General features: G+C 36.0%; 21 protein-coding genes. 12 read left to right on the plus strand and 9 right to left on the minus strand.

The genetic code is table 11. The features are described 5' to 3' along the window. Nucleotides 1-182 precede the first annotated feature (182 nt). The 3 genes from yajC to H8R24_RS15905 all read right to left on the minus strand — a co-directional run bounded on the left by yajC (nt 183) and on the right by H8R24_RS15905 (nt 2,692). A complete protein-coding gene (gene yajC / locus H8R24_RS15895) occupies nt 183-455 on the minus strand; it encodes a preprotein translocase subunit YajC (protein ID WP_187021045.1) in 273 nt (90 codons plus the stop codon). A 30-nt stretch (nt 456-485) separates the two neighbouring features. Continuing rightward, entirely contained in the window at nt 486-1,397 is a 912-nt protein-coding gene (gene nusB / locus H8R24_RS15900; protein ID WP_187021089.1) for a transcription antitermination factor NusB, read from the minus strand. 191 nt (nt 1,398-1,588) lie between these two features. Then, nucleotides 1,589-2,692 (minus strand): Glu/Leu/Phe/Val family dehydrogenase, encoded by a 1,104-nt coding sequence (locus H8R24_RS15905; RefSeq protein WP_187021048.1) that lies wholly within the window; start codon nt 2,690-2,692, stop codon nt 1,589-1,591. A gap of 204 nt (nt 2,693-2,896) precedes the next feature. Here H8R24_RS15905 and H8R24_RS15910 point away from each other — a divergent pair, with 204 nt between their 5' ends. From H8R24_RS15910 to H8R24_RS15940, 7 genes are all read left to right on the plus strand, one after another. Beyond that, nucleotides 2,897-4,657 (plus strand): ABC transporter ATP-binding protein, encoded by a 1,761-nt coding sequence (locus H8R24_RS15910; protein ID WP_187021050.1) that lies wholly within the window; start codon nt 2,897-2,899, stop codon nt 4,655-4,657. Between the two features lie 75 nt (nt 4,658-4,732). Continuing rightward, the gene (locus H8R24_RS15915; RefSeq protein ID WP_187021053.1) at nt 4,733-5,116 is read left to right on the plus strand and encodes a PUR family DNA/RNA-binding protein; all 384 of its coding nucleotides are present in this window, start codon (nt 4,733-4,735) and stop codon (nt 5,114-5,116) included. A gap of 104 nt (nt 5,117-5,220) precedes the next feature. Then, entirely contained in the window at nt 5,221-6,105 is an 885-nt protein-coding gene (locus tag H8R24_RS15920) for a mechanosensitive ion channel family protein (protein ID WP_187021055.1), read from the plus strand. A 200-nt stretch (nt 6,106-6,305) separates the two neighbouring features. Then, the gene (locus H8R24_RS15925) at nt 6,306-8,816 is read left to right on the plus strand and encodes a cation-translocating P-type ATPase (protein WP_187021058.1); all 2,511 of its coding nucleotides are present in this window, start codon (nt 6,306-6,308) and stop codon (nt 8,814-8,816) included. Between the two features lie 52 nt (nt 8,817-8,868). Then, nucleotides 8,869-9,228, plus strand: a complete 360-nt coding sequence (locus H8R24_RS15930) for a DoxX family protein (protein WP_222617418.1) — start codon at nt 8,869-8,871, stop codon at nt 9,226-9,228. Then, the gene (locus H8R24_RS15935) at nt 9,229-10,050 is read left to right on the plus strand and encodes a sulfurtransferase (RefSeq protein ID WP_187021061.1); all 822 of its coding nucleotides are present in this window, start codon (nt 9,229-9,231) and stop codon (nt 10,048-10,050) included. Nucleotides 10,051-10,097: 47 nt separating this feature from the next. Beyond that, complete coding sequence (locus H8R24_RS15940; protein ID WP_187021063.1) at nt 10,098-10,775, plus strand: GNAT family N-acetyltransferase; 678 nt, start codon at nt 10,098-10,100, stop codon at nt 10,773-10,775. Nucleotide 10,776: 1 nt separating this feature from the next. On the opposite strand, the gene H8R24_RS15945 is transcribed toward H8R24_RS15940, so the two are convergent. Then, nucleotides 10,777-11,118, minus strand: a complete 342-nt coding sequence (locus H8R24_RS15945; protein ID WP_187021066.1) for a tRNA-binding protein — start codon at nt 11,116-11,118, stop codon at nt 10,777-10,779. A gap of 111 nt (nt 11,119-11,229) precedes the next feature. Here H8R24_RS15945 and H8R24_RS15950 point away from each other — a divergent pair, with 111 nt between their 5' ends. Then, nucleotides 11,230-11,787, plus strand: a complete 558-nt coding sequence (locus tag H8R24_RS15950) for a thioredoxin family protein (protein WP_187021069.1) — start codon at nt 11,230-11,232, stop codon at nt 11,785-11,787. A gap of 226 nt (nt 11,788-12,013) precedes the next feature. Here the strand turns inward: H8R24_RS15950 and H8R24_RS15955 are convergent, their stop codons facing one another. The 5 genes from H8R24_RS15955 to H8R24_RS15975 all read right to left on the minus strand — a co-directional run bounded on the left by H8R24_RS15955 (nt 12,014) and on the right by H8R24_RS15975 (nt 18,428). Continuing rightward, nucleotides 12,014-12,946, minus strand: coding sequence for a peptidylprolyl isomerase (locus H8R24_RS15955; RefSeq protein WP_187021072.1), 933 nt, complete (start codon nt 12,944-12,946; stop codon nt 12,014-12,016). A 35-nt stretch (nt 12,947-12,981) separates the two neighbouring features. Next, nucleotides 12,982-14,142, minus strand: coding sequence for an MFS transporter (locus tag H8R24_RS15960; RefSeq protein ID WP_187021074.1), 1,161 nt, complete (start codon nt 14,140-14,142; stop codon nt 12,982-12,984). A gap of 175 nt (nt 14,143-14,317) precedes the next feature. Next, nucleotides 14,318-14,989, minus strand: a complete 672-nt coding sequence (locus H8R24_RS15965) for a peroxiredoxin-like family protein (RefSeq protein ID WP_225876850.1) — start codon at nt 14,987-14,989, stop codon at nt 14,318-14,320. Nucleotides 14,990-15,098: 109 nt separating this feature from the next. Further along, a complete protein-coding gene (locus H8R24_RS15970; RefSeq protein ID WP_187021077.1) occupies nt 15,099-16,094 on the minus strand; it encodes an alpha/beta fold hydrolase in 996 nt (331 codons plus the stop codon). Nucleotides 16,095-16,349: 255 nt separating this feature from the next. After that, nucleotides 16,350-18,428, minus strand: coding sequence for a M3 family metallopeptidase (locus H8R24_RS15975; protein WP_394354176.1), 2,079 nt, complete (start codon nt 18,426-18,428; stop codon nt 16,350-16,352). 211 nt (nt 18,429-18,639) lie between these two features. Between H8R24_RS15975 and H8R24_RS15980 the strand changes: the two genes are divergently transcribed. From H8R24_RS15980 to rplS, 4 genes are all read left to right on the plus strand, one after another. Further along, nucleotides 18,640-19,083: a DUF1569 domain-containing protein gene (locus H8R24_RS15980; RefSeq protein ID WP_187021082.1), complete on the plus strand. Its 444-nt coding sequence runs from the start codon at nt 18,640-18,642 to the stop codon at nt 19,081-19,083. Nucleotides 19,084-19,122: 39 nt separating this feature from the next. Beyond that, complete coding sequence (locus H8R24_RS15985; RefSeq protein WP_187021084.1) at nt 19,123-21,645, plus strand: M14 family metallopeptidase; 2,523 nt, start codon at nt 19,123-19,125, stop codon at nt 21,643-21,645. 161 nt (nt 21,646-21,806) lie between these two features. Further along, the gene (gene trmD / locus H8R24_RS15990; RefSeq protein ID WP_187021087.1) at nt 21,807-22,484 is read left to right on the plus strand and encodes a tRNA (guanosine(37)-N1)-methyltransferase TrmD; all 678 of its coding nucleotides are present in this window, start codon (nt 21,807-21,809) and stop codon (nt 22,482-22,484) included. A 163-nt stretch (nt 22,485-22,647) separates the two neighbouring features. Then, nucleotides 22,648-22,998, plus strand: a complete 351-nt coding sequence (gene rplS, locus H8R24_RS15995) for a 50S ribosomal protein L19 (RefSeq protein ID WP_187021088.1) — start codon at nt 22,648-22,650, stop codon at nt 22,996-22,998. Nucleotides 22,999-23,150 lie beyond the last annotated feature (152 nt).

Consider the following 23,150-nt stretch of genomic DNA (forward strand, 5'->3'; position numbering starts at 1 on the left):
TCAAATGTACATTTTTAGAAGCTAAAAGCGAAATGCACTAAAGTGCATAGTTTTAACTATTTTTGGGACCAATAAAACCTATGATTATTGAAAACATAGGTTTGAATGATAAATACAAATAAAAAAAATCCCAATCAGAATTTAATTTCCGATTGGGATTTTTTATAACCTTTAAATAAGGATTATTTTTTTGCTAAAGCAGCACTCATTTCCATAGAAATTGCTGAACGCTCCATTTTTAACTTTCCTGCCATTGTTTCAACAACTATAGTCGTTTCTGCAAGCTCAGCTACTTTACCGTGAAGACCACTTTTTGTAACTATTTTGTCACCAACTTTTAAAGCGCTTTCAAATGATTTTTCATCTTTTGCTCTTTTTTGTTGTGGTCTAATCATGAAGAAATAGATTACCACAAACATTAATAAAAACGGTGCAAATTGAGTTAATTGTTCCATAATTTCAAATCTTTTTTTTATTTATTAGTATTACATTAAACCGCGACCGGCTTTAACCATTTTTTTATTAGCTTCTAGCTCCTTTACTAAATTATCTAGAATACCGTTGATAAAAATACTACTTTTAGGAGTAGAATATTCTTTGGCAAGTTCTAAATACTCATTTAAAGTTACTTTAACAGGAATAGACGGGAATTTTAAAAACTCGCAAATGGCCATTTTTAAAATAATTGTATCTACCTCAGCAATACGATCACTATCCCAGTTTGGTGTTTTATCTACAAACTCTTTCGCTAATTCAGCCTCATTTAAAATTGTTTTTCGAAACAAATCCTTTACAAAAGCCTTATCCTCAGCATCTTTATACACTTTTGGCACCGTAAAATTGTCATCCATGATCGGTTTCATCGATTTCAATTGCTTGATAATTAACGTATTCACCAATGGGATATCATCAATCCATGTTAGCTTATCATCTTCCAAGTATTCATACAATTTTTCATTTGGCACAATAACCTCAGTAAACAAATCAACTATCAATTGCTTGTCTTCTTCAAAACTAGTTGCTGGATTACTCATGTACGTTTTATAGTACTCACTTGCTTTGATTGCATTAAGCAACAAAACAATGTAATCGTCATTTAATGACCATGCATCAATTTTACGAGTTTCTAAAGCAATACTTAGTGAATTGTTTTCGGCAAAGATTTGAAAAAGACTGTTTTTAACAAATTTTTCATTTGGCTTGCGCTCTTCAGGAGTTGCAAGATGTTTAAGACTTGATTTATGAAGAAATTCAGCTTCTTTTTTACCTATTTCCATAAGAGAGGAAATCATGGTAAGGTATAAATCTTGAATATTATCGATACTGTAGAAAAGAAATTTTTCTTCTTTTTCTAGATTATCAGATCCGTTTTGATGCATCGCATAAATCGATTGCATTACTTTAACGCGTATGTGTCTTCTATTTACCACCTTGTAAGAACTTTTATTAATTAGGGTGCAAAAATAAACATTTCATAGTTTATAATAAAATATATAATTGCTTATTTTAAAAAAGTATTCCGTGCTGGCTTTTTGGATTAACTCCCAAAAATGCAACACGGAATAGCAAAGTAGTACATAGCGAACTATTATTTACTGTTTTCTATTTTTCTTTGATCAATACGATTTTGAGCAATTCTTAGTGCTGCATGATGCGTTGTGATATCATTTGCAACAGCATAATCAAAAATCTCTAAGGTTGTATTGTAGATATTTTCAGTTTTCGTCATGATTTCTGGTCTACCATAATGCGCAAGCTCAGCGTAAACATTGATAATTCCACCTGCATTTATCAAGAAATCTGGAGCATAAAGAATTCCTCTTTCTTGCAAAATAGCACCATGAATATCTTCATTAGCCAATTGATTATTAGCAGCACCTGCAATAACTTTGGCTTTAATTTTATTCACGGTTGCATCGTTAATAGTTGCTCCCATTGCACAAGGCGCATAAATATCAACATCGGCAGTATATAAATCAGCACCTGTAAAAATGGTTGCATTGTACTTTGCTCCTACTTCGTATAATTTTTCTTCGTTGATATCAGCAATAGTCACAATAGCACCTTCTTTAGTCAAATAGTCAACTAATGTTTCTCCAACATGACCAATTCCTTGTACTAAAACTTTCTTACCCGCAAGAGAATCTGATCCAAATTTATGTTTTGCAGCAGCTTTCATGCCCATATATACTCCAAAAGCAGTCACAGGTGATGGATTTCCTGCACCACCTCTTTCCTCAGAGATTCCGGTAACATAAGGAGTAACATCTCTTACAATGTCCATATCTTTGGTTTCCATCCCTACATCTTCGGCAGTAATATATCTTCCGCTTAAAGAATGTACAAATTCTCCAAACTTGCGCATTAATTCAGGTGTTTTTTTTGTCTTAGCATCACCCATGATAACAGCTTTACCTCCACCAATATTCAAACCTGTAATAGCCGCTTTGTATGTCATACCACGAGACAAGCGCAACACATCGTTTAGCGCTTCCCATTCATTAGCATAATCAAACATGCGTGTACCTCCTAAAGCGGGGCCCATAACTGAATTATGAATACCAATAATTGCTTTTAAACCTGTATCTTTGTCGTTGCAAAATACAATTTGTTCGTGATCATCAAATGATAATTGTCCGAAAACGGGATCCATTTTTTGAAGTTCCTTTCCTGTTGCGAAAGTTGCATCCATAGCGTTAATTTTTATAGTGATAAAATTATGAATTTGTCAAAAAGACAAATCAAATTTAAACAAAAAATGCATATATTTCATTTTTTGATAATAAATATAAACAATTCATATAATTACATCAAATTACCGCTTCTTATAAAAAAATAATAAAACAACGATTCCCTTAAAAAAAAGAGAATCATAATGCCGAATATCACAAAAAAAATGAAAGAATTAAGTTATTTAAACAAATATTTTATAAAATACAAATACAGCTTTTCACTAGGGATTTTGTTCACAATCATTGCGCAAATTTTCATGCTGTTCACTCCCAAGTTAATTAGTCAATCCTTTAAGGCAATTGAAGCGTTCTCAAAAGACAAAACGGTCGCATCAACAGTTATCAGAGAAGAGCTAATTTCGAATGTATTATTGATCATTGCCACGACAATCATTGCAGGTTTCTTGACCTTTTTAATGAGACAAACCTTGATTGTCATGTCTAGACATATTGAGTTCGATTTAAAAAATGAAGTTTTTAGACAATACGAGAATTTATCTCAAAATTTCTACAAGCAAAACCGTACCGGCGACTTAATGAATCGTATTAGTGAGGATGTGTCCAAAGTAAGAATGTACGTGGGCCCAGCGGTAATGTACTCCATCAATACGATCATACGCTTTACGATTGTCATTGTATATATGTACAATGTCTCACCAAGACTTACTACTTACACCTTATTGCCTCTTCCTTTACTTTCTTACGGGATTTTCAAACTGAGCTCAGAGATCAATAAAAGAAGTACCATTTTCCAACAGTATTTATCAAAAGTATCAAGTTTTTCGCAAGAAATTTTCTCTGGCGTACGTGTCATAAAAGCGTACTCATTAGAAGATCAACATCAAAATAACATGATTGCCCTTGCAAACGAAAGTAAAAACAAAAGCTTAAACCTAGCCAAAGTACAATCCCTATTTGGACCTTTAATGCTAGCTTTAATCGGAATCAGTAACCTAGTGGTTATCTATTTTGGTGGAATTATGTACATCGACGGAACGATAAAAAGTATTGGTACCATTGCCGAATTTATCTTGTACGTAAACATGCTTACTTGGCCAGTAGCCTCATTAGGATGGGTTTCGTCTATGGTTCAAGAAGCCGAAGCATCTCAAAAACGATTGAATGAATTTCTAAAAACCGAACCCGAAATTCAAAACAAAAACACAAAACCGTCTATCATCGAAGGAGATATTGTATTTAACAATGTAAGCTTCACCTACGAAGACACTAAAATCAATGCTTTAAAAAATATTTCATTCACAGTAAACAAAGGAGAAACTCTTGCTATTTTAGGGAAAACCGGTTCTGGAAAATCGACTATTTTATCTTTGATTTCAAGATTGTACGACACGACCGATGGCGCTATCTTAATAGACAATACTGAAATTAGCAGTCTCAATTTATTTGACTTACGCAACAGCATTGGGATCGTTCCTCAAGATGCGTTTCTATTTTCAGATTCGATAAAAAACAACATCAAATTTGGAAAAGAAAACGCCACTGATGACGAGGTAGCTGCTGCCGCAAAAAGCGCTGTAGTTCATGACAATATTATGGGCTTCAATAAACAATATGAAACCATTCTGGGCGAGCGTGGAATAACGCTATCAGGAGGTCAAAAACAAAGGGTTTCTATTGCAAGAGCCATTATAAAAAACCCTCCAATATTGCTTTTTGACGACTGTTTATCGGCTGTAGACACAGAGACCGAAGAAACAATCTTGAACAATTTATTTCAAATTTGCAAGGACAAAACAACCATTATAGTGAGCCATCGCGTTTCATCGGCTAAAAACGCTAATCGAATTCTAATTATAGAAGACGGACGAATTATTCAACAAGGAACTCATAATCAATTGGTAAATCAAGAAGGCTATTATGCGTCCTTGTATTTAAAACAACTTTCAGAAAAAGAAATGCTCTAATTGTTGTGTAATACATAATTTTTTAAGATTTTTGGTTACTAGTTAACAACCACCAATTAATTGATAGAACGGATTATGAGAGAAAATGACATGTTAGAAAAAGAAGAGATCTTTTCTAAAGTTTTACGTGCTGGAAGAAGAACTTACTTCTTTGATGTGAGAGCTACAAAAGCAGATGATTACTATATTACAATTACAGAAAGTAAAAAATTTACTGAAGAGGATGGTTCATTTCACTTCAAAAAACATAAAATATATTTATACAAAGAGGACTTTACAGCTTTCTCCGAAATATTAGAAGAAATGACTTCGTATGTCTTGAACCACAAAGGCGAAGAGGTAATTTCAGAAAGACACCAAAAAGATTTCAAAAAAGAATATGTTACTGAAAAAGTTGGCGCCGAAGAAGCAATGCCAAGTATCTCTAGTTTTACTGACATTGACTTTGACGATATTTAATTCAAACGCCTTCTGGCAATAATAACAACTACAAAAAGTCCGAAAATCGAATGATTTTCAGGACTTTTTGCTTTATTAAAAACTACAATTTAAAACTCAAATAGATGCAAGATTTTTTTCAAAAACACTTAGACAAATACGGAGATTTAATTATAAATTGGCTATTGACTGGAGGTGTGAAAATTGTTTTTTTAATTATTGGCGCCTTACTACTACATAAAATCATGAAGCGCTTTATTGAAAAAGCAGTAAAAATAGCAGTACGCCCCGATAAATTCTCCTCTCCAGAAGCCGAGGAAAAAAGAGAAAACACCCTTACTCAAATATTCTTAACCACCTCTCAAATTTCATTATTACTAATTGTTTCCTTGATGATACTGCAAGAGTTTGGTGTTGAGATCGCTCCTATATTAGCTGCGGCTGGAATTGTAGGACTCGCATTTGGTTTTGGTGGTCAATACCTCATTCGAGACATCATTTCTGGATTATTCATCATACTTGAAAACCAATATCGCATAGGCGACATTGTGAGTTTTGACAATGCCAGCGGAGAAGTAATCGAAATTAGCTTACGCAAAACAACCTTACGCGACCTAGACGGAACTGTACACCACATCCCGCATGGGGAAATCAAGAAAGTATCTAACCTTTCAAAAGATTATTCCCGTGTCAACCTTGATGTGGGAGTGAGTTACAACTCTAACCTTGAACATGTAATTACCGTGATCAATCAAGTAGGTAACGAGCTAGCCAATGATCCTTTATGGAAAGAAAACATCATCCTAACACCACAATTCATGAGAGTCAACGACTTTGCCGACTCTTCGATTATGTTAAAAATCCTTGGAGAAACCTTACCTAGCAAGCAATGGGAAGTGACAGGAGAATTGCGCAAAAGACTAAAAGTTGCTTTTGACAAGGAAGGAATCGAAATTCCGTTTCCTCAACTTGTACTGCACCAACCTAAACCAATAGCAGTAGAACAATAAGCCGCCATACCATACAACAATCAAAGCCTGAAAATTTAATTTTTTAGGCTTTTTTTTTATTCGAATAATAAAAAAATTCATTTTCAAACGCTTCACTGCAATCCTTTAAATCAACCATTATTACCTAAAGACTGACAACTATCATTTTTTGATCCAACTAAAAAACTTATATTTGAGTATTATCCATTCCGATTTTCCCTATGGCAAAAGAAATCAATATTCCAAAAAATATCATTGGCTTAACCGATGCCGAAGTGCTAGCATCTAGAAATCAATTTGGCAATAACGAACAAATCCAAAAACAACAATACAAGTGGTGGCTCGCTCTTTTTGACTTACTCAAAGAACCCATGCTACTCTTACTAATTGCAGTTGCCATCATTTATTTCATTTTGGGCGAAAACAGTGAAGCTTTTTTCATGCTCGCTGCAATTGTTGCAGTTTCTGGAATATCCTTTTTTCAAGACAACCGCAGCCGCAAAGCGCTCGAAGCATTAGAAAAATTAAACGAACCGTTGAGCACCGTTTTACGAAATGGTCTTGCTGTAGCAATCCCTACCCGAGAAATTGTGATTAACGACTTGGTCATTGCCGAAGAAGGAAATACCATTAATGCCGATGGCGAAATTGTACATAGCAACGATTTTTCTGTTAATGAATCCACATTGACAGGAGAAGCTTATGCCGTTTTCAAATCAGAGAAGACCGATAAAAAAACGGTTTACAGTGGTACATTAGTCGCTTCCGGACTCGCCGTTTACAAAACCACCAAAATAGGCCCAGAAACCGAAATAGGAAAACTAGGCAATTCAATTATAAACATCAAAGAACAACCTACACCACTACAAATACAAATCGAAAAATTTGTAAAAGGCATGGCCATCATCGGGATTGTGATCTTCTTGTTAGTTTGGGGTGTTTATTTCTGGAAAACACACAACCTTTTAAATAGTTTATTAAAAGGATTAACCCTAGCAATGTCTATTTTACCCGAAGAGATTCCAGTGGCTTTCACGACTTTTATGGCATTGGGGTCTTGGCGATTGATGAAAGAAGGCATTATTGTCAAAAAAATCCGAACTGTAGAAACTCTAGGAAGCGCAACGGTTATTTGCACGGATAAAACGGGAACCATTACCCAGAATAAAATGAGCTTGCAATCGGTCTATAATTTTGAAACCAATCAATTATTCGAACAAGAAAATTGGCATAATGCTTCCGCAAAAAAAGTAATCGAACTTGCCATGTGGGCCAGCGAGCCAATTCCTTTTGACCCAATGGAACAAACATTACATCACGAATACGAAACCACTACTATTGATGACAGTCGTCGTGATTACACCATGGTACACGAATATCCGCTAGACGGAAAACCGCCGATGATGACACACGTTTTTGAAAACAAACAAGGCCAACGCATCATTGCTGCCAAAGGTGCTCCAGAAGCCTTACTGCAGGTTTCAAACCTAAATCAATCAGAGAAAAACACGATTCAACAAACAATTACAACAGTTGCCGCTAAGAGCTACCGCATTCTAGCTGTTGGCTATTCTGATTTTTCAGGAAGCAATTACCCAGAGTACCAGCAAGAGCTCCCGTTCCATTTTGTGGGCTTGGTTATTTTTTACGACCCCCCAAAAGTCAATATCCAGCAGGTAATCAAGCAATTTTACGAAGCGGGCATACAAGTAAAAGTAATCACGGGAGATAACAGTGCGACCACTAAGGCAATTGCCCAAATGGCAGGTATAAAAAACCCCAACTTTGCCATGGAAGGAAACGAAATCATGCAACTAGATGAAGTGAGCCGCCTAGAACGCATTCACAAAAGCACTTTGATGACACGTATGTTCCCAGCGGCTAAACTAGCTGTGGTTAACGCGCTTAAAAATGACAACCAAGTAGTTGCCATGATTGGTGATGGTGTCAACGATGGCCCTGCATTAAAAGCATCACACATAGGGATTGCAATGGGTAAAAAAGGAACCGAAATTGCTAAAACCGCCGCCGATTTGATTCTGGTTGATGACGATTTATCCAAGATGATTATAGCAGTTGCTGCTGGACGACGCATCTATACCAACCTAAAAAAGGCGGTGCAATACATCGTATCCATCCATATTCCAATCATTCTAACAGTCTCATTACCCTTATTTCTAGGTTGGATTTATCCAGACATTTTCTCACCAGTGCACGTGATTTTCTTAGAACTAGTCATGGGACCTATGTGCTCAATTGTTTATGAAAACGAACCCGCCGAAAAGAACAGTATGACCCAAAAACCCCGAGAGTTAAGCACCACTTTTTTGTCGTTAAAAGAAATGGGCATTAGCATCATTCAAGGAATTGCCATCACGGCCGGAATACTAATTGTGTACCAACTAAGTGTACAAAACGGTAGTGACGAAAAAACTACTCGAACCCTTGTATTTACTACTATGGTTTTTGCTAATATCATTTTATCGCTGGTGAATCGCTCTTTTTATTACTCTGTATTTACATCATTGAAAAACAAAAACAACATGATGATCTTTGTCAACTCCATCACTTTATTAATGCTCGGTCTCATTTTATACAGTAGTCCAGTCGCTACTTTTTTTGAAGTTATACCACTAGACATCCCTCAATTAGGCACTTGCCTTGCTGTAAGTAGCGTTTCGGTATTGTGGATTGAATTGTATAAATGGTACAAACGCTATAAAAATGGATAACTTAATTGCTATATTACACTAATTTGTTTTCACTACCATAACCCAAATCATTATGAGAAATAAAATCATGTACTGGATATCGACCTTATTATTATCTGCCTTAATGCTTATGTCAGCTGGGATGTATTTTTTAAAAAACCCTATGGTCCAACAAATGTTCAAAAATCTAGGTTATCCTACTTATATCATTTATCCGCTGGCTTTTGCCAAAATTCTGGGCGTACTTGCCATTTTGACTCGAAAAGTTCCTTTTTTAAAAGAGCTTGCTTATGCCGGCTTCTTTTTTGAATTCATACTTGCATTTAGTGCTCATATTAACGCAGCAGATGGTGAATACACCGCCGCATTAATCGCCTTGATCTTACTCATTATTTCTTATATTTACGATAAAAAAGTTTTTAAAACCGTCTAAATGAAATCACCAATTGTCTCTATAAAATGGCTGCAGCAACATCTTGCCGATCCAAAATTAATTATTCTTGATGCCTCACAAAAAGGAAATCAAAACAACGAATCCACACGTTTTGAAGGTTTGCAAATAGTTGGCGCACGCATTTTTGACATTAAAAATGATTTTAGCGACACTACAAATCCATTGCCCAATAGCTTACCAGATACGGATGCTTTCGCAAAAGCAGCCCAAAAACTAGGTATAAATAAAGACAGCAAAATTGTTATTTATGACAACCTAGGCGCGTACACGAGCCCGCGAGCGTGGTGGTTATTTACCATTATGGGACATGAATCTGTCTGGGTTTTAGACGGAGGTTTACCCGCTTACGCAAAAGAAAATCTTCCACTCGAAGCCATCGAGAACAGAAGTTATACCAGCGGGAATTTTGAATCCAACTTCAATTCAAATTTGGTTAAAACCAAAGAACAAATACTAGCAAACATAGCAACAAAGGAAGCCGTTCTCATCGATGCGCGATCTAGCGATCGATTTTTAGGAGAAACCAAAGAACCTAGAGTTGGTTTGCGTTCAGGTCATATTCCAGGATCGATCAACATTCCGTACACGACTGTGCTGCGTGACGGTCATTTTTTACCCAAAGAGGAGTTATCCCAAGTACTACCTCAACACAGCAATCCAATGTATTTTAGTTGTGGATCAGGGGTTACGGCTTGCATTGATTTAATAGCGTACAAAATCATTGGGAACAATAACGAAAAAGCGATTTATGACGGTTCCTGGACCGAATGGGGACAAATTGAAAGTTTACCTATTGAGTAAAGCGACCAACTTTTGTTTAAGTCAACTTAAAAATTCTAAATCAACTCATGTACATCCCACATAAACTAGACAATCCCGTATGGTATTCTTTGGCGGAAAGCCATGAAAAACTAGCTATTACTTACAACAAGACTCACTTTTATAATCCAGAATATTGTGCTTTTGGCGCATTTAATGCTGTTGCAAATGATCCTCAGGACTTAGTACTTTATGCCAAAACAGTTCCTTCCTTTTTTATTTTTGGCGCTAAGCCTATTTTACCAGAATCCTTATACGTAAAAGATGAACTATTGTGTTACCAGATGATCGTCAAGCAACCAATCGTCATTTCTTATGTTGACGAAATCACAAAACTCAATCAAAGTCATCGCCCCGAACTTTTGGTCTTAGTAAAAATCGTTTATCCCGAATATTTCAAGTCAAAAACTGCCGATTTAGGAAATTATTACGGCATTTTTAAAGACCATCAACTTGTGGCTATTACTGGCGAACGCATGCAAATGGATGATTTCATAGAAGTAAGCGCGGTGATTACCCATCCCGATCATACTGGAGAAGGTTATGCCAAACAATTAGTTGCACATACTGCCAATGCCATTTTAAAACAAAACAAAACGCCTTTTTTACATGTCGCTACAGCCAATAATAGCGCTATAAAACTGTATGAGAAATTAGGGTTCAACACCCGCACTACAATAAGCAACTGGCAAATAGCCGAGAAATAGTTTATCCTATTCGAAGTCCGTTTTCTATTCTAAAATCGGGAGCAAGTAAAATCACATCACCATCCACCCCTACTGCGCCTAGCACGAGGCATTCGCTCATGAACTTACCTATTTGTTTTTTAGGAAAGTTAACGACCGCTACAATTTGCCGATCCAGCAAATCTGCCTTTGAATAGCGTTTTGTAATTTGGGCCGAAGTTTTTCGGACTCCAATTTCGATTCCAAAATCAATGGTTAATTGATAGGCTGGTTTTCTAGCTTCGGGAAAATCATGCACTTCGAGAATCGTTCCAATTCGCATTTCGGTTTTTTCAAATTCTGACCAACTTAAATTGTTTTCCATCTTCCTATTATTTTCGTTTTGTAGCACTCTAAAAACTAAAAATAGTCAATTTGAACTAAAAGCCATCCTTTTTTCTTAACTTTAAAGCTACTAATTAAACACAAACAAACGATGTCAAATACACTATCCAATATGATTGCGCTGGGAACTAAAGCACCTGAATTTTACTTGAGAGACATGAAGTCCGGATCTGAGTCCTTATCGTATGCTGATGTAAAAGGAGAAAAAGGAACTTTAGTACTCTTTATTTGTAATCACTGTCCGTTTGTCCTACATGTTATTACTGAAATTGTAATGATTGCCAATGATTACCGTGTACAAGGATTAGGAATTGTGGCCATTTCCAGCAATGATATCGTTAAATACCCACAAGATGCACCTGCGCTGATGACCGAATTTGCTTTCGAAAATAATTTTGAATTTCCCTATTTATATGATGAATCGCAGGAAGTTGCCAAAGCCTATGAAGCGGCCTGCACCCCTGATTTCTATTTATTTGACAGTCAAGATCAATTAGTCTATCGCGGACAATTAGACGATAGTCGTCCTGGAAATGGGATCTCCCTTAGCGGAAGCGATTTGCGAGGCGCTATTGATGGCGTACTGTATAACCGAAGTATCAATCCCAATCAAAAACCAAGTATAGGTTGTAATATTAAGTGGAAATAAGATTTTACACCAAAAACCAACTATAATATAATCAATCTATTTTTTTAGATCAAATCCAGTCAAGTTACACTAGTGGTTTTCGACTTCGCTCGAACTGATAATTGGTATGTTTGCACTGTAATGTTGATCCAGAATTTTTTAGTAAAACAAAAAAACCAAAGCTTTCGCTTTGGTTTTTTCAAAATATAGTAGTGATCCTTAAAAAAATGAACACTGCATCCTTATATTATTTCACGTCCATTAGCTCAACGTCAAAGATCAAAGTAGCGTTTGGTGGAATTACCCCTCCTGCTCCCGCTGGTCCGTAACCTAAGTCAGATGGAATTACAAAACGAGCTTTGTCTCCCACTTTCAATAAAGCGATACCTTCGTCCCATCCTTCGATAACTTGACCATGACCTAATTTAAACTCGATTGGTTTTTTTCTTGGGTAAGAAGAGTCAAAGACTTTACCAGTTTCTAATGATCCTTCATAATGCACAGCTACTGTTTTACCAGCTTCTGCTTGTTTCCCATCCCCTCTTTGGATGAATTGGTAACGCAATCCGCTTTCTGTTTTTTCGAAACCTGCAGCTAATGTTTCCATTTTCGCTTCAGATTCTGCTTTCAAAGCTGCTTGTTTTTTCAAACGCGCTCCTTTTAAACCTACAAATGCTTCAATAGCATTCCATTTTTGAGCTTCTTCCCCTACTCTTACAATTTCAAGAGAGTCTAATTTATCTCCTTGACCAACTGCATCAACAACATCTTGTCCTTCAACAACATGACCAAAAACAGTATGTTTACCGTCTAACCATGAAGTAGGTACGTGCGTAATATAAAATTGAGAACCATTAGATCCAGGTCCTGAATTAGCCATTGCTAAAATCCCTGGTTTGTCATGTTTTAAACTTGGGTGAAATTCATCATCAAATTTGTATCCTGGGTCACCAGTTCCTGTTCCTTGAGGACATCCTCCTTGAATCATAAAATCAGGAATAACTCTATGGAAATTTAAACCATCGTAGAACTTTTGTCCTTGAGGTTTAACTTTATTTTCCATGTTTCCTTCAGCAAGAGCTACAAAGTTACCTACCGTTCCAGGAGTTAATTCATGCTCTAATTTTACTAAAATGGCACCTTTTGCAGTGTTAAATCTAGCGTATATTCCGTTTTCCATCTTTATTTATTTTTATTGAATTACAAATTTACAAATTAATTTTTATCCATACCTACTTTCAAGGCTTTCGCTTTGGATTTATATGTGTAACCATACACTAAAAACGACAAGGCTGATAAAAGTAAACAGCCTAAGGTTACCGCGTGCCAACCACCTAATTGCCATAAAAACAACCCAAATGCTGATCCACCGGCGGTTCCTAGAAAACTAAACGACATAAAAACAGTATTCATTCTATTTCTCGCTTCGGGCAAGATCGAATACACACGAGTTTGATTTGAAATATGAACCCCTTGCAAACCGATATCTATGAATACAATCCCAAAAATAATTCCCAAAACACTTGATCCTGAAAAGTAAAAAATCACAAAACTCAACGCAATTAACATACAACCGTACCCTACCGCAACTCTGGAACTCCCTTTATCTCCTAGTTTACCAACTAATGGTGCGGCCAAAGCTCCTGAAGCACCAACAATCCCAAATAACCCAATGGTAGCGCTGTTGAAATTAAAAGGTTCGGCAGAAAGCAACAATACCATCGTGGTCCAAAAAGCGCCAAACTGTGCAAAACTAAATACATTGATTAATGTGGCTTCACGAAGTAACGGTTGTTCTTTTATAAGTGTAAAAAGCGAACTAATAAGCTGTCCATAAGAACCTTTAAAAACCGGTTTATTGTATGGAAATTGTTTTTTGATAATAAAAAACAAAAGCAAACACAATCCAGAAGCAATCCAGAACATGGCCCGCCATCCAAGGACTTCACCAATGAACCCGCTTAATGTTCTAGAAAGTAAAATACCAACTAAGAGTCCGCTCATGATGGTTCCTACGACTTTTCCTCTGGCTTCTGGAGCACTAAGGGAGGCTGCTAAAGGCAAAATAAGTTGTGGCACAATAGAAGTAATCCCAATTAAAAGTGACGCAATTTCTAAAATCAAATAACTCTGAGCTGTTGCTGCAATGATTAAAGCAATAACCGAGGCAAAAGTGGTGTATAAAATTTGTTTTTTTCGTTCTAGCTTATCTCCCAGTGGCACCATAAAGAATAAACCAATGGCGTAGCCTGCTTGCGTAAGGTAAGCGATGGTTCCAGCATCGGCATGTGGAATTTTAAATTCGTCAGCAATTAGTACAATTAAAGGCTGGCAATAATATAAATTGGCTACAATAAGTCCGGTAGCCACTGCCATAAATAAGACATTTTTTTTTTGATAAATCCATCGCGCAAAAATACGTTGTGTTTGTATAGTATCGTTTTAAAAAAAAGCTAAAATTTAAAATACACTAGCACATTTTAAAAAATAGAACACCCTCAAAAGCATCTCACTCTTGAGGGTGTTTTTAAAACTATATCTTTTAATCTACTTATTTTTTGATAGTGTCTAAAGCAGCAAGAATGTCTTTGGCTTCGGCTCTGTTTCTATATTCGGCATCTAAGAAAGTATATACAATTGTACCGTCTTTATCGATTACATAAGTAGCTGCAAGAGGCAACTCATCCGACTCGTCACCGTTAAAACCGTGTAAGTCAAATCCTTTCTGGTAGGAATCAGCAACGGCATCTGTTAGTTTAAAAACAATTCCGTAGTCCTTCGCTACTTTGTTTCCCACATCACTTAGCACTTCAAATTGCAATTGGTGTTTCTCAGCAGTAGACATTGATTTGTCTGGCAATTCTGGTGTTAGTGCTAATAAACTAGCGCCTCTTAGTTGTATATTTGGCAATTGCTCTTGCAAATAATGCAACGTCATGTTGCAATACGGACACCAGCCACCGCGGTACCAAGTCAATACAACTGGTCCTTTTTTAAGGTAGTCACTTAACTGCACCGCTTTACCAGTAGCATTAGTTAGTGTGAAATTTGGCGCTTTATCATCATTCTTTTTTGCGTTTTCAATTACGTTTTGACGTGCTACATCAGCAATTCCTTCGGCGTAAATTTCTTTTATTTGCTCAGGCGCTTTTGCTTCCCAAGTATTTTTGGCATTATCTAAAGTGGCTTGTAAACCTGCATTTGTGTTATCTGTACTCATCATTTATTTATTTTAATTGGCAGGACAAAATTAGGTTGTTCCTGTATTTTATTGATTGGCAATTTGGCTGCGTTTGTTGGCAATAATTCCCTTGAAGAAAATGGTTGCTGTTTTATTTTTCTAAAAACGCAGTTAAAGGCGTTATGAATTCTTCAAAGCTTTCAATGTGTGGCATGTGTCCAATATTAGGAATTTCGACCAACTTCGCATTTGGGATTTTCTTTTGTGTTTCTTTACCTAGATTAGCATACAAACCCATTGTGTTTCTTACAGCTTCCGAAACTAATGGTTTTCCTAAAGCTGTTCTATCTCTAGTACCAATAATTAATAAAGTAGGTGCTTTTATGTTTTGGAATTCATAAACTACGGGCTGCGTAAAAATCATGTCGTACGTCAGAGCAGAGTTCCACGCAATTCTTTCAAAGTCAGAATTTAAAGTCCAACCTGCTAATAGATTCACCCATTGATCGTATTCCGGTTTCCATTTTCCGTCGTAGTAACTGTCTAATTGGTATTTTTTAATCCCGTCATAACTTTGCTTTAGTTCGTTTTTGTACCACCAATCTACAGTTTGATAGGGCACTTTTAGTTTCCAGTCTTCTAGTCCTATTGGGTTTTCTAGAATTAATTTTTCTGTCGCTTCAGGATACATCAATGCAAATCGTGTCGCTATCATGCCGCCCATTGAATGTCCCAAAACAGTTGTTTTGTCGATCCCTAATGCGTCCAAAATTTGCTTTGTGTTTTGTGCTAATTGTTGAAACGTATATTGAAAATGATCTGGCTTATCTGATTTTCCAAAACCAATTTGATCGGGAACAATCACACGAAAACCTTTTTTAGTCAAGGCATCGATGGTTGTTTTCCAATAAGCACCATTGAAATTTTTCCCGTGAAGCAGCAGGACATTTTTTCCGTTATAATTATCGGGTTTTATATCCATGTACTCCATTTTGAGTTGTTGTTGCTGTATATTTAAGGTGATAAAATGAACAGGATATGGGTATTCATAATTGGTTAAATTGATATCTAACCATTTTAGTTGGTCTTGCTGCGCAAATGAAGTTGCGGTTATAAAAAAGAGTAGGAAAAATTGCTTTAATTTCATTTTCTATTATTTTTGTGGACTGTAAATTTAAACAGAAAGAATCCTACTGAAAAACAATTAGGAAAACTTTACAATTTAAAAACGGTAACAAAATCGCTAGCAGTTGGCCTAGCCCAGATTGCAACGGCATCCTTTTCTTGCTTTCTTTAAGCAAGAAAAGATAGAGTGAAAAGCTGGAAATTGCTCCTAAAAAATAAGGTACAAAAAAATGGCATCCGTTACGAATGCCATTTGAATATTGAATGTCAACAATTATTATTTATCTGAAAGTCCGGCGTTTCTTAAATACGGTTCGATTTCCATGTCGTGCCCAATGAATTCTTTGAAAGCTTGGTTAAGATCGACACTGTTTCCTACTGATAAAATGTATTTTCTAAAGCGTTCACAGTTTTCTCTAGTCATACCTCCGTTTACTTTCATCCAGTCATATACATTATAATCTAATGTTTTTGACCAAGTGTAAGCATAATATCCCGCCGAGTAACCGCCTGACCATATGTGTGCGAAATAAGGCGTATGGTACCTTGTAGGCACTTCATTTACTAATAATCCGTATTTTTCAAGTGCTTCTTTTTCGAAAACTAAAGCAGGCTTGAAGTCGGCTTCATTAGACACAGTATGCCAGTTCATATCTAAGGTTGCTGCAGCCAAAAGCTCAGTCACATCATATCCTTTATTGAAGGTTTCTGCTTTTTTAATCTTGTCGATTAATTCTTGCGGAATCACCTCTTTAGTCTTATAATGAATGGCGTAATTTTTTAATACTTCAGGATCTAAAGCAGCGTGCTCATTGATTTGAGAAGGGAATTCTACGAAATCACGCGGCACCGCAGTCCCCGATAAACTAGTGTAGTTTTGATTAGCAAACAAACCGTGTAAAGTGTGTCCAAACTCATGGAACATAGTAGTCACATCATCAAAACTAATCAATGAAGGATTCCCATTTACTGGTTTTGCAAAGTTGTAAACGTTTACAATTACTGGTTTTTGTTTTAAATAATGGGATTGATCTACAAAATTATTCATCCATGCGCCACCATTTTTATTGTCTCTTGTATAGAAGTCTAAGTAGTAAATTGCAATTGATTTTCCGTCGTTGTCAAACACCTCGTAAGCCACCACATCTGGATGATAAACGGGTAAATCTTTGCGTTCTTTAAAGGTGATTCCGTACATTTTTTTAGCAGCAAAGAAAACTCCTTTTTCCAGTACCGTTGTTAGTTCAAAGTATGGTTTAACTTCACTTTCGTCTAGATCGTATTTGGCTTTACGCACTTGCTCTGAGTAAAAATTCCAATCCCATGGTTCTAGTTTAAAACCACCGTTTTGTCCATCGATTAAATCTTGAATTTCTTTGGCTTCCACTTTTGACTTAGCAACTGCGGGTGCAGCGATTTTGGCCAATAAGTTCATAGCTCTCTCTGGCGTTTGTGCCATTTGATCTTGAATCTTCCATTCGGCAAAATTCTTTTTACCCATTAAGTTGGCTTTTTGCAAACGCAATCTTGCCATTTTCTCTAATACTTCTCGAGTATCTCCATCATCATTTTTCTCGGCACGTGTCCAAGACGATTTAAACAACTTTTCCCTCGTCGTTCTACTTGTTAAGCTTTGTAATAACGGTTGTTGTGTAGTATTCAACAATCCAATTAAATATTTACCTTCGTGACCAGCCTCAGTTGCTTTGGCCTTTGCAGCAGCAATTTCATTAGCGCTCAAACCATCAAGGTCAGTAGCGTAATCAAATAAAACGGCTCCGTTTTTACGAGCGATTAATAATTTATTTCCAAATGAAGTACCTAAACTAGCTAGCTCTTCATTTATTTTTTTCATTTTTTCTTTATCCTCATCCGATAAATTTGCTCCTGCCAGTTCAAACTCTTGCAAATAATATTGTGTCAACTTTTTGTCTTCGCCTTTTAGCGCCTTCAAATCAACAGCTTTAAAACGGTTGTACAACTTAGTATTCAAGTACATTTTATCGCTATGCGCTGAGAAAATCGGAGCATATTCTGCTTGTAATGCTTGTAAAGTTGGGTTTGTGTTAGATCCGGTTAGGTTATAAAAAACACTAGTTGCTCTTTTTAGATCAACTCCTGAGGTTTCTAAAGCCAATACCGTATTTTGAAAAGTAGCTTTGGCTGAATTATCAGCAATTGCCATTATTTCCTTGTCGTGTACTGCTAAACCGTATTCGAATGCAGGTTTGAAATGTTCGTCTTTAATTAAACTAAAATTCGGTGCTTGGTATTGCAACGCACTTTTTTGTAATAATGGATTTGTCATTTTTACCTCTTTATTTTGCGCATTAAGTGATTGCAGTGAGCCAATCATAACAAGCATGCTACCTGATAAAATTATTTTTGAAAAAATTTTCATAATGTGAGTTTGTTTTATTTTCGGTTATAAAAGTACGCAAAAAAAAGGGTTACGAAAACGATCCCGACGAGAAGTTTATAAAACAGCTCTCTTGCTTAAGCCTAGTAAAAGCAACTACTGCTGAAAAAAATATTCTTATATTTGTTTTTCTCTAAAACAAAAAAGCATGCATTCTATCTTTGACAAAGCCGAAAACGAGGCCATTATTTCAAGAATCAATAATCTAACTCCTGCAAGTAAAGCCGTTTGGGGTAAAATGAATGCTACGCAAATGTGCAAACATACTAATGAAGCTATTATCGTTGCCTTTGGCGAAAATACGGTTAAAGTGAATTTTGTTTTCAGACTTTTTGGTCGGTTGATGAAAGATAAAATATTCAATTCGGAATTCAAAAAAAACAGTCCAACCGCCAAAGAGTTTATATTCACAGACGAATACGACTTTGAAACCGCTAAAAATGAATTGGTAAAAAACTACAGCCGCTTTACCGATGGCCATCAATCCATCAAAATAATCAAGCATCCTTTTTGGGGAAACATGAGCTATGACGATTGGAATAAATTAATGTGGAATCATGTGGACCATCATTTGCGACAATTTAATGTTTAATTATTACTTCAAATACTAACCTACTCAATATACTTATTTATGAAACTCCTGTATTATTTCACTTTTCTAATCGCTTTTGCGGCCAGCGCACAGCACAAAGCACAGCCTACGCTAGATTATTATTTGCCGCAAAATGTGACGTACAATAAAAACATTCCTACCCCAAAAAGTATCTTCAATTTTGAATTAGGAGAAATGCACACGGATCATACCCAACTGGCTTATTACATGGCTGCTGTTGCAAAAGTATCAGACCGCATTGCCATTGAAACTACGGGCTACACATTCGAAAACCGTCCTTTGCAATTACTAACCATTTCGAGCCCAAAAAACTTGGCCCGCATTAAAGAAATTAATGAACAACATTTAGAAAACCTGAAAGCTGGAAGCAATGCCAAAAACACAGCCGACATGCCTATTGTTGTTTATTTAGGATATTCTATTCATGGTAATGAATCCAGTGGTTCTGGTGCAGCGATCGCATTAACCTACTATCTGGCTGCTTGTGAGAGTGCCGAATTAGAAAAAACATTAGAAAACACTGTAATTCTCTTAGATCCTTGTTTCAATCCTGATGGAATTCAACGATTTTCGACTTGGGTAAACAGCAATAAAAGCACTAATCTAGTGACCGACCCTAATGATCGTGAGTTTAATGAAGGATGGCCAAGAGGACGATTCAATCATTATTTATTTGATATGAACAGAGACTGGCTACCTGTTCAATTACCCGAAAGCCAGGCTCGAATTAAAACTTTTAGAAAATGGATGCCAAATATTCTTTGTGATTTTCATGAAATGGGAACGAATGCTACCTATTTTTTCCAACCAGGAGAACCAAGCAGAACCAACCCATTAACTCCCGAATTGAATCAAAAACTGACCATGAAAATTGCTGGTTATCATGCTAAAGCCTTAGACAAGATAGGAAGTTCTTATTTTATCGAAGAAAACTACGATGATTTTTATTACGGCAAAGGATCGTCATACCCAGACATCAATGGTTCAATAGGAATTTTATTTGAACAAGCAAGTTCAAGAGGTCATGCTCAAGAAAGTGCTAACGGAGTTATTACTTTCCCTTTTACGATAAGAAACCAGTTTACAACAAGCTTATCTACTTTGCAAGCTACATCCGAAATGAGGACAGAGTTGCTAAACTATCAACGTGATTTTTACACCAATGCTAGAGCAGAAAGCAAAAGCAGCAAGATCAAAGGATACGTAATAGGCGACGAAAAAGATGCTACGCGTGTAAACGAGTTGGCTAAAATTTTAAGCCAACATAAAGTCGAAATGCTGGCTTTGAAAAATGACATTACCGTGAATACTAAAAAATTCACAAAAGATAACAGTTACATTATTCCGGTCGACCAACAAAACACAAAATTGATCAACGCTATTTTTGACCGTCAAACCAAGTTCAAAGACAGTTTGTTTTATGATATTTCGGCTTGGAGTTTCGACTTGGCTTTCAATGTAAATTTCGAAGGATTAAATTCTTTAGCAGAAGCGGGATCAAAGTACGAACCAACTATAAAAACAGGAACTGTAACAGGAAAAAGCAACATTGGATACTTGATGGAATGGACCGATCACAAATCACCTAAATTATTATACCAATTGTTATCCAAAGGATTGCGCGTGAGAACAACTTCACAACCGTTTACACATAATGGCAAAGTATTTTCATACGGAAGTTTATTTATTCCTGTGCAAAACCAAGAAATGAATACCGATGAAATTCACCAATACCTTAGCACATTAATACCCGATTACCCTTTTGACATCACTGCGGTAAGCACCGGATTTACGGACGGAATTAATCTAGGAAACCCTAATTTTGAAACATTAACAGTTCCTAAAGTTGCCATGCTCGTTGGCAAAGGAGTTGATCCTGCTGATGCAGGTGAAATTTGGCACTTATTTGATCAAAAAGCAGCGATGCCACTAACAAAAATAGACACTGACCAAATTCAAGGAGTTAATCTAAGCAAATACACAACTTTAATTTTAGTCAACGGAAACTACTCCGGACTTTCAAAGGAAACAACAACTAAAATAGAGCAATGGGTACAAAACGGGGGAACATTAATTGCTTACCAAGATGCTATAAAATGGCTGAACGCTTCTAAGATTATTGAAGTTACTTTAAAAACAAACAAGCAAGAGGCTAAAGATATTAGTTTCGAACAAGTTGACGATTTTAGAGGAGCACAATTGATTGCTGGTGCTATTTTTGAAACTAAATTAGACTTATCACACCCTATCAATTTTGGGATGCCTAGAAACAAATTACCAATCTTTAGAAACACGTCAATCATTATAGAGCCTAATAAAAACAGCTTTGCGAATCCGATTCAATATACTAAAACACCGTTATTGAGCGGCTATATTTCGAAACCCAACTTAGCGCTTCTCAAAGAAACAGTACCTTTTCAAGCCATACGAAAAGGAGATGGGAAAATATTAATTTTTACCGATAACACTAATTTTCGAGCATTCTGGCTTGGAACTGAAAAGTTATTTTGGAACGCTTTATTTTTTAGCAAATTAATGTAAGATTTTACAAGAACAAAAAAAATAATGTTTTAAGGCAATGTAGTACATAACAGCCATTCTGGCCATTTCATGAACTGCATTGCCTTTTTTTATTAAAACCTTAGACTGAAAATAAAATCATAGCTGATAAAAAACTATTTTTACAGTCGAAAAATATAATTATGCGAATAGATATTATTACCGTTTTACCAGACTTACTTAAAAGCCCTTTTGAAGCTTCTATTATGAAACGTGCTATTGACAAAGGACTCGTCGAAGTTCATTTTCATAATTTAAGAGACTACACCACCAACAAACAAAAAAGTGTAGATGATTATCCTTACGGAGGTGCAGCAGGTATGGTTATGACTGTGCAACCTATTGATGCATGTATTACGCATTTAAAAAGCGAAAGAGCCTACGACGAGATTATATACATGTCACCTGACGGAGAAACTTTAAATCAAAAAATGGCCAACACCATGTCAATGTATGAGAATATCATTATTCTTTGTGGTCATTATAAAGGAGTGGATCAACGTGTTCGCGATCATTTTATCACCAAAGAAATTTCGATAGGAGATTATGTTTTATCTGGAGGAGAATTAGGAGCATTAGTTTTATCTGATGCTTTAATCCGATTAATTCCAGGTGTATTGAGTGACGAAACTTCAGCATTGACCGATAGTTTTCAAGACGGCTTATTATCCGGACCTATATACACGCGCCCAGCAGATTATAAAGGATGGAAAGTTCCGGATGTATTGACAAGTGGTAACTTTGCTAAGATCGACAAATGGAATGAGGATATGGCCTACGAACATACTAAAACAAGGCGCCCAGATCTACTTGAAGAATAAAGCCAAGCATAGACCCTAAAAGCTAGCAGATTAGAATATTTTAACTTTAAACAAAATAAAATTTAAACTTTAAACTTTTTTTAATACTTTTGCACCCACTTTAGATTAACCTCTGGCGAGATCCGTGAATGTTGATTTAATAAAAACCATAATTAAAATTATCATGGCAGATTTAATGAAATTCGTTAAAGACGAATTAGTTACAAGAAAAGATTTCCCTGTATTTGGAGCTGGAGACACTATCACAGTTTACTACGAAATTAAAGAGGGTGAAAAAACTAGAACACAGTTTTTCAAAGGAGTTGTAATTCAAAGAAGAGGTTCTGCAAACACAGAAACTTTCACTATTCGTAAAATGTCAGGTGCTGTAGGAGTTGAGCGTATCTTCCCTGTAAACTTGCCAGCTTTGCAAAAAATTGAAATCAACAAAAAAGGTGCAGTTCGTAGAGCTAGAATTTTCTACTTCAGAGAACTTACTGGTAAAAAAGCAAAAATCAAAGACAAAAGAAGATAGTTTACTATCTCTTTACCCGAAAAACCTCAACATTGTTGGGGTTTTTTTTTGCCCTATGCGGAACAAAAAGCAAAATAATACCGAACAAAAATATAATATAAACCAATTTTGATAATTGGTTTTTTTATATTATATTTGGTCTATATTATAAC

It is taken from the genome of Flavobacterium muglaense, from assembly GCF_014305155.1.
GTDB classification, from domain to species: Bacteria; Bacteroidota; Bacteroidia; order Flavobacteriales; family Flavobacteriaceae; genus Flavobacterium; species Flavobacterium muglaense.